Annotated in this window: 6 protein-coding genes; all 6 read right to left on the reverse strand. The window is 76.3% G+C overall.

Annotation, left to right across the window (positions count from 1 at the left end):
- Positions 1–1,129 (reverse strand): putative lipid II flippase FtsW (gene ftsW / locus E9529_RS20385; RefSeq protein WP_236833097.1); only part of this gene is annotated, 1,129 nt, incomplete at its 3' end.
- A complete protein-coding gene (murD, locus tag E9529_RS20390; protein ID WP_236833098.1) occupies positions 1,126–2,565 on the reverse strand; it encodes a UDP-N-acetylmuramoyl-L-alanine--D-glutamate ligase in 1,440 nt (479 codons plus the stop codon). The genes ftsW and murD, both read right to left, overlap by 4 nt.
- A complete protein-coding gene (mraY, locus tag E9529_RS20395; protein WP_236833099.1) occupies positions 2,562–3,641 on the reverse strand; it encodes a phospho-N-acetylmuramoyl-pentapeptide-transferase in 1,080 nt (359 codons plus the stop codon). Before mraY ends, murD begins: the two co-directional genes overlap by 4 nt.
- Positions 3,638–5,029 (reverse strand): UDP-N-acetylmuramoyl-tripeptide--D-alanyl-D-alanine ligase, encoded by a 1,392-nt coding sequence (murF, locus tag E9529_RS20400; protein WP_236833100.1) that lies wholly within the window; start codon positions 5,027–5,029, stop codon positions 3,638–3,640. The genes mraY and murF overlap by 4 nt, the downstream gene beginning before the upstream one ends.
- On the reverse strand, positions 5,026–6,582 hold the full coding sequence (locus E9529_RS20405; RefSeq protein ID WP_236833101.1) for a UDP-N-acetylmuramoyl-L-alanyl-D-glutamate--2,6-diaminopimelate ligase: 1,557 nt from the start codon (positions 6,580–6,582) through the stop codon (positions 5,026–5,028). Before E9529_RS20405 ends, murF begins: the two co-directional genes overlap by 4 nt.
- 94 nt (positions 6,583–6,676) lie before the next feature.
- On the reverse strand, positions 6,677–8,506 hold a 1,830-nt coding region (locus tag E9529_RS20410; protein ID WP_236833102.1), incomplete at its 5' end, for a penicillin-binding protein 2.

The following is an 8,506-nucleotide window of genomic DNA, read 5'->3' on the forward strand; positions in this document are numbered from 1 at the left end:
CGCCCGCCGAGATCAGCGGGAGGGTCACACCGGTCACCGGGAGCAGGCCCACCACGTACCCCATGTTCATGGTCGCCTGGCCGATGAGCCACACGGTGATCGCGACGCAGGCCAGCTGGACGAAGCGGTCGGCCGAGCGGCGGGCGATGCGGAAGCCGGCGTAGGCCAGGACGCCGTAGAGGGTGACGACCACCAGGCAGCCGAGGAAGCCGAGCTCCTCGCCGATGATCGCGAAGATGTAGTCGGACTCGGCCTCGGGCAGGATGTTCCACTTCATCGCGCTGTTGCCCAGGCCCACGCCCCACAGGCCGCCGGTGGCCAGCGCGTACATGCCGCGGATCGCCTGGAAGCCGGTGTGGTCGGGGTCGGCGAACGGGTCGAGGAACGAGGTGATCCGCGCCATGCGGTACGGGGCGGCCTGCACCATGACCACGATCGCGACCACCGCGGCACCGGCCAGCGCGCCGAACCAGCGCATCGGCATCCCGCCGGCCCAGAGCAGGCCGACCAGCACCAGCCCCAGGCTCACCACGCCGCCGAAGTCCGGCTCGAGGATGAGCAGGCCCGAGAGCAGCAGGAACACCGGGAGCACCGGCACCAGCAGCGACGTCGTCGTCAGGTAGCGCTCGCGCAGCGCGATGACGTGCGCGCCCCACAGCGCGAACACCAGCTTGCCGGCCTCCGAGGGCTGGAAGTCGGTGACGCCGAGCGGGATCCACTGCCGGGCGCCGTTGCGCTCCAGGCCGATGCCCGGGATGAGCACGAGCACCAGCAGGCCGATCACGACGAGCAGCGCGACGGGCGACCAGCGGCGCACCAGGCCCACCGGCAGCCGCATCGCGACCACCATCGCGCCCAGCCCGATGCAGGCCAGCACGAGCTGCTTCACGCCGGGGGCCCACGCCGGCTCGTCGGCCAGCGCGGCCTCGATGGCGGAGGCGGAGAAGACCATGACCAGCCCGATGAGCAGCAGCAGGCCGGCGGCGCCCAGCACCAGGTGGCAGCTGGTCAGCGGGCCGTCGAGCCACGCGGGGCCAGTCCAGCGGCGCTGCGGCGGGCGCGGCGGCGGGGGGCGCGTGCGGCCCCGGGCGGTGCGCGCCTCCCGCACCGGCCGCTCGGTGGTGGTCATCGCCCGGCCCCGAGCGCCCGGACGGCCTCGGCGAAGGCGCGGCCGCGGTGCGCGTAGTCCCGGTAGACATCCATCGAGGCGGCGGCCGGGGCCAGCAGCACGGTGTCGCCCGGGCGGGCGAGCCCCGCGGCGGCGGCCACGACGCGGGCGGTCGTCGCCTCTGCAGTCACACCCGTCCCGTCCATCCCGCCATCGTCGCCGCTCGGGACCTCCACCACCGGCACCGACGGGGCGTGTCGCGCCAGCGAGCGGGCCACGACGGCGCGGTCGCGCCCGAGCAGGACGACGCCGGCCAGCCGGTGCGCGACCGCGGCGACCAGCGGGTCGACGTCGGCGCCCTTGAGCAGGCCGCCGGCGATCCAGACCACGCGGGGGTAGGACGCGAGCGAGGCGCCGGCCGCGTGCGGGTTGGTGGCCTTGCTGTCGTCGACCCAGTCCACGCCGCCGACCGTGGCGACCAGGGCGTTGCGGTGCGCCCCGCCGGAGAAGCCGGCCAGCCCCCGGGCGACCGCCTCGGCCGGCACCCCGGCCGCGCGGGCCAGCGCCGCGGCGGCGAGCGCGTTGACCACGTTGTGCGGGCCCGGCACGGGCAGCCGGTCGCGCTCCAGCAGCGGCTCCCCCGCCGGGTCGGCGGCGAAGGCGCGGTCGACCAGCACGCCGTCGCGCACCCCGAGCTGGCCCGGGGCGGGCTCGCCGAGGGTGACCGTGACCGGCCGCGGGTGCGCCGCCACCAGGCCGGCGGCGACGGGGTCGCCCGCGTCGGCGACGGCGACGGGGGCGCGCTCGAGGATGCGCGCCTTCGCGTCGCGGTAGGCGGGGAAGGAGCCGTGCCAGTCGGTGTGGTCGTCGGCGACGTTGAGCACCGCGGCAGCGGCGGGCGCCAGCGAGGAGGACCAGTGCAGCTGGAAGCTGGAGAGCTCGACGGCGAGCGCGTCGTAGGAGGGGGTGCCGTCCGCCTCGCGGGCGGTGACCACCTCGACCAGGGGCCGGCCCACGTTCCCGGCCGCGACCGCCCGGCGGCCGGCGGCGAGCAGGATCGCCTCGAGCATGGTGACCGTGGTGGTCTTGCCGTTGGTGCCGGTCACCGCCAGCCAGGGGGCCGGCGTCCCGTCGGGGCCGGGGATGCGAAGCCGCCACGCCAGCTCCGGCTCGCCGACCACCTCGACCCCGCGGGCGGCGGCGTCGACGAGCAGCGGCGCGTCCGGGCGCCAGCCCGGCGAGGTGACGACGAGCTCCGCCCCGTCGGGCAGCACCTCCGTCGCCCCCAGCCACCCCGCGCCCGCGCCGGTGAGCTCGTCGACCACGGCGGGGCGGGCGGCGTCGGTGAGCAGCACCCGCGCCCCGGCGGCCAGCAGCACCCGCGCGGCGGCCGCGCCGGAGACGCCGAGACCGGCGACGAGGACGGTGCGGCCGGAACCCGCCGGGTGCCCGCTCACAGGCCCACGAAGCTCAGCCAGTCGGCGTAGAACAGGCCGAGACCGAACGCCACCGCCATGCCGGTGACCAGCCAGAACCGCACGATGACGGTGTTCTCGGTCCAGCCGGCCAGCTCGAAGTGGTGGTGCAGCGGCGCCATGCGGAACACCCGGCGGCGGGTGGCGCGGAAGAACGCCACCTGGATGATCACCGACAGGGTGACCGCGACGAACAGGCCGCCGAGGACGACCAGCAGCAGCTCGGTGCGGGTGACGATCGCCAGGCCGGAGAGCAGGCCGCCGAGGGCCAGCGAGCCGGTGTCGCCCATGAAGATCCGCGCCGGGCTGGTGTTCCACCACAGGAAGCCCAGGCAGGCGCCCATGCCCGCGGCGGCGACGAGGGTGACGTCGAGCGGGTCGCGGACGGTGTAGCAGCCCTCGATCAGCTCGTTGGCGCAGTCGTGGGTGAACTGCCAGAACGAGATGACGATGTAGGAGGCCAGCACCATCGCCGAGGCGCCGGCGGCCAGCCCGTCCAGGCCGTCGGTGAGGTTCACCGCGTTGGAGAACCCGGCGATGAAGAGGTAGGCCAGGATCACGAACGCGATCGGGCCGAGGGCCAGCGGCGCGATGTCACGGACGTAGGAGACGACGGTGGAGGCGGGCTCGACGCCGTCGCCGTTCGGGAAGTTGATCGCCAGGACGGCGAAGGTGACGCCCACGACGAGCTGGCCGACCAGCTTCGCCGTCTTGTTCAGGCCCAGGCTGCGGCGGTGCCGGATCTTCAGGTAGTCGTCCAGGAAGCCGACCGTGCCCATGCCGACCATGAGGAAGAGCAGCAGCAGACCGGTGGCGCTGAACCCCCACCCGGACTCGCCGACGAAGACCAGGTGCGCGGCGAGGTAGCCGATCACGGTGGCGCCGACGATGACGGTGCCGCCCATCGTGGGCGTGCCCTTCTTCGAGAGGTGGCTCTCGGGGCCGTCATCGCGGATCTCCTGCCCCAGCCCTTGCCGGCGGAACGCCCGGATGGCCAGCGGCGTGGTCAGGATGGAGACGATCAGGCCGACCGCCGCCGCGATGAGCACGCTCCTCACTGCGCGGCACCACCCAGCAGGTCGGCGGCCAGGAGCTCCAGGCCGTGGGCCCGGCTGGCCTTCACGAGGACGACGTCACCCGGTCGCAGCACCCCCGACAGCAGCGCGAGGGCAGCGGCCCGGTCCGGCACGTGCACCGACTCCTCTCCTGCGCGCCGCCCCGCGGCGGTCGCACCTCCCGCTATGCCTACCGCATCGGCGCCCACCGCGACGACGAGGTCGACCCCCGCTGCGGCCGCGTCGCGGCCCAGCCGCTCGTGCTCGGCGTCGGCGTCCGGGCCGAGCTCGGCCATGCCCCCGAGGACGGCGATGCGGCGGGTCCCGGCCAGCCCGGCGAGGGCGGCGAGCGCGGCCCGCATCGACTCCGGGTTGGCGTTGTAGGCGTCGTTGACGACGGTGACGCCGTCGGCGCGCCGGTCGATCTCCATGCGCCAGCGGCTGCGCGGCTCGGCGCCGGACAGCGCCGCGGCGACGGCGGCCGGCTCCAGGCCGACGGCGAGGGCGGCGCCCGCGGCCGACAGGGCGTTGGCGACCTGGTGCTCGCCGACGACCCGCAGCGACACCGGGTGGCGCTCGCCGCCGGCGACGAGGGTGAAGCGGGCGCGCGCGCTCGCGTCGAGCGCGACGTCGACGGCCCGCACCGCCGCCTGTTCCGCCCGCCCCGTGGTCAGCACCCGCGCGCGGGTGCGGGGGGCCATGCCGAGCACGCGGGCGTCGTCGGCGTTGAGCACCGCGGTGCCCTCGGCCGGCAGCGCCTCCACCAGCTCGCCCTTGGCCTGCGCGATGCCGTCGGGGCTGCCGAACTCGCCGAGGTGCGCGGAGCCCACGTTGAGGACGACGCCGACCTCGGGGCGGGCCACCCGGCACAGCCGGGCGATGTGCCCGGGGCCGCGGGCGCCCATCTCCAGCACGAGGAAGCGGGTGCCGGCGTCGGCGGAGAGCACGGTCAGCGGCAGGCCGATGTCGTTGTTGTAGGACCCCGGCGGGCTGACCGTCGGGCCGGCCGCGGCGAGCACCTGGCCGAGCAGGTCCTTGGTCGACGTCTTCCCCGAGGAGCCGGTGATCGCCAGGGTGCGCACGCCCGCGGCGGTCAGCCGCTGGTGCACGCCGGCCGCCAGCCGGCCCAGCGCCACCACTGGGTCCTCGACGACGACGCACGGCAGCGCCGGGTCCGGACGGGCGGCCAGCGCCGCGACCGCGCCGGCGGCGGCGGCCGCGCCGAGGAAGTCGTGCCCGTCGACCCGCTCCCCCGCGACGGCGACGAACAGGTCCCCCGGGGCGACGGCGCGCGAGTCGAGGGTGACCGTGCCGGTGACCGCGCCGTCCGGCGGGCCCTCGAGCCGTCCCCCGGCGAGCTCGGCCACCTCGGCCAGCGATAGCCGGATCATGCCCGGGCGCCCGACGCGGCGAGCACCTCGCGCAGCTGCGCGCGGTCGTCGAACGGGTGCACGGTGCCGGCGACCTCCTGGCCGGTCTCGTGCCCCTTGCCGGCGACGAGCAGGGTGTCCCCCGCCCGGGCCAGCGCCACCGCGGCGGCCAGCGCGGCGCGGCGGTCGCCGATCTCCCGCACCTCGGCACGGCGGTCGGCCGGCACCTCCCGGGCGCCGGTGAGCATCGCCGCACGGATCACCGCGGGGTCCTCCGAACGCGGGTTGTCGTCGGTGACCACGAGCACGTCGCTGCCCTCGGCGGCCACCTTCCCCATCTCGGGGCGCTTGCCCGGGTCGCGGTCCCCACCGCACCCGAGGACGGTGATCAGCCGGCCGGGAGTGGCCTCGCGCAGGGCGGCGAGGGCGGTCCGCACGGCGTCGGGGGTGTGCGCGTAGTCGACGACGGCGACGAACGGCTGCCCCGCGTCCACCGGCTCCATCCGTCCCGGGACCACGGTGCCGGCCAGGCCCGCGACGGCGTCCTCGACGGCGACGCCGACCGCGTCCAGCAGCGCCACGGCGAGCACGGCGTTGGCCACGTTGAACCGCCCGGGCAGCCCGACGCGCGCCGGCCAGCTGCGGCCGCCGGGCCCGTGCAGGGTGAACGCCGAGCCGCCGCCGGGCGCCGTCCGGACGTCCGAGACGGTCCAGTCGGCCGCCGCCCCCTCGCTGCCGGCGACGGTGACCGGTCGCGGGCGGCCCACCCGCTCGACCAGCCGGCGGCCGTACGGGTCGTCGACGTCGACCACCTCGGCGGCGGCGCGACCGTCGAACAGCAGGGCCTTGGCCTGGAAGTAGTCCTCCATGTCGCGGTGGAAGTCCAGGTGGTCGCGGCCCAGGTTGGTGAAGCCGGCGGCGGCGAAGCGGACACCGCCCACCCGGCCCTGCACGAGGGCGTGGCTGGAGACCTCCATGACCACCGCGTCCACCCCGGCGTCGGCCATCCCGGCCAGCAGCGCGTGCAGGGCCGGCGCCTCGGGCGTGGTGCGGATGCTGGGCAGGGCCGTGACGGTGCCGTCCGCGGCGCGGGTGCGCGCCTGGACCGTGCCGATGAGGCCGGTGGCGCGGCCGGCGGCGGCCAGCCCGGCCTCGACCAGGTAGCTCGTCGTCGTCTTGCCGTTGGTGCCGGTGATGCCGAGGACGGCCAGCTTGCGGCTGGGCTCGCCGTAGACCCGGTCGGCCACGGCGCCGAGCACCTGGCGGGGGGCGTCGACGACGCAGACCGGCAGGCCGGTGGCGAGCGCGTCGGCGCGGCCGGTGGGGTCGGTGAGCAGCGCGACGGCCCCGCGGGCGGCGGCGTCGGCGGCGAAGCGGACGCCGTGCGTGCGCGCGCCGGGCAGCGCGGCGTAGATGAAGCCCGGGCCGACCTCGCCGGAGGCCAGTGTGACCCCGGAGACCGCGACGTCGGCGCCGGGACCCTCCGGCGGGCCGATCAGGTCGGCGAGCTCGGCGAGGGGCAGCGGGCGGTTCCCCGTGGGCCGCGGGGCCGTCCCGGGGTCGGTCGGGGTCACGGGGCTCCAATCTACCGGCGGGCACTCCGCGGACAGCACTTCGCCGCGGGCCCGCGCGCCGCGGCCCCGCTGCCGGGGCGGCGGGGTCCTGCCGCTAGGGGGTGCCGGTGAGCACGAACTCGGGGCGCGCGGTACCGGAGGGCACCACGCCGTCGGCCATGAGCGCCGCCCGCATGACGTCGGCGAACACCGGCGCGGCCACCTGCCCGCCCTCCGCGGAGCTGCTGGGCCGCTCCAGGTCCACCGCGACGACGTACTGCGGGTCGTCGGCGGGGGCGAAGCCCACGAACGTGGTCACGTACCCGCCGCCGGCGTAGCAGTTGCACTCGGGGTTGGCGCGCTGCGCGGTGCCGGTCTTGCCGGCGACGCGGAAGCCCTCGACCTGGGCCAGCGGGGCGGTGCCGCCCTTCCCGACGACCGCCTCGAGCATGTAGGCCATCTGCTCGGCGGTGGACTCGCTGACCACCCGGGTGCGGGCGGGCTCGGGGGTCTCCGCCGGGCGGCCGTCGGCACCGGTCACCGACTGCACGACCCGGGGCTCCACCCGCACGCCGCCGTTGGCGATCGCCTGGTAGATCGAGGCCATCTGCAGCGTCGTCACCGAGACGCCCTGCCCGATGGCCACGTTGGCCGCCCGCACCTCGCTCCACTCGGCGGAGTCCTGCAGGATGCCGCGGCTCTCGCCGGGCAGCTCGATGCCGGTCTTCTCCCCGACGCCGAAGGCCCGCAGGTACTCCTCGAGCTTCTCGTCGCCGACCTCGCGGGCCAGCATGATCGTCCCGACGTTGCTGGACTTGGCGAGGATGCCGGTCACGGTCCAGTCGACCGGCTCGTGGTCGTGCGCGTCGGTGACCACCCGGTCGCCGGCCTGGATGTGCCCGTCGACGGTGAGGACGCGGTCGGGGGTGGCGTGCCCCTCCTCGACGGCAGCCGCGAGGGTCACCGCCTTCATGACCGAGCCGGGCTCGAAGACGTCGCTGACCACGGGGTTGCCCAGCAGGTCGGGGTCGGTCGTGGAGTAGCTGCCGGGGTCGTAGCCCGGGCAGGAGCCCATGGCCGCGACCCTCCCGGTCGCGACCTCCAGGACGACGGCCGACGCGCGGGTGGTGGCGCCGTCGGCGCACGCCTGCGCCAGCCGCTCCTCGGTGACGTACTGCAGGTCCTCGTCGAGGGTGAGGGTGACGTCGCGGCCGTCCACGGCCTCGGTCACCTCGTCGATGCCCGAGGGGATGGGGTGCCCGCCGCTGCCGACCTCCACCGTCCGCTGCCCGGCGGTGCCCGACAGCTCCTCCTCGAAGACCTGCTCGATGCCGGCCAGGCCGGTGCCCTCGCGCCCGACGAAACCGACCACCTGGCCGCCCACGGCGCCGACCGGGTAGAGGCGCACCGGGTCGTCGCGCAGGTACACGCCGGCGAGCTGGAGCGCGGCCACCGCGTCGGCGGTCTCGGGCGCCTGCTGGGTGGCCAGGACGACGTAGCGGCTGTCCTCGGTGAGCTTCCCGGTCAGCTCGGGCACGGGGACGTCGAGCAGCGTGGTGAGCGCCAGCGCGGTGCGCGCCGGGTCGCGGACCACCGTCGGGTCGGCGACCACCTTGGAGGCGTCCACGGTGTAGGCGAGCGGGTTGCCGTCGCGGTCGAGGACCTGCCCGCGGATCGCCGCCAGGGGGATGGTGCGCAGCCGGTCCTGCTCGGCCGCGCTGGCGTAGGCGGCGCCGTCGATGCCCTGCAGCACGACCAGCCGCCCGAGGACGAGCACCAGCAGGCCGACCAGGACGATCAGGCCCCACCGGTTGCGGCGGCTGCGCTGCTCGACCGAGAGGCCGGCCCCGGCGCTGCGGCGGGTGCCGGGGGCACGGCGGGAGACGAACGGGCCGCCGAGGCCGCGGGGCTGGTCCCGGCCGGCGTCGCCGGCTACCTGGTCCTC

Origin of the sequence: Blastococcus sp. KM273128, assembly GCF_021698975.1 — a bacterium.
Lineage (GTDB): Bacteria > Actinomycetota > Actinomycetes > Mycobacteriales > Geodermatophilaceae > Blastococcus.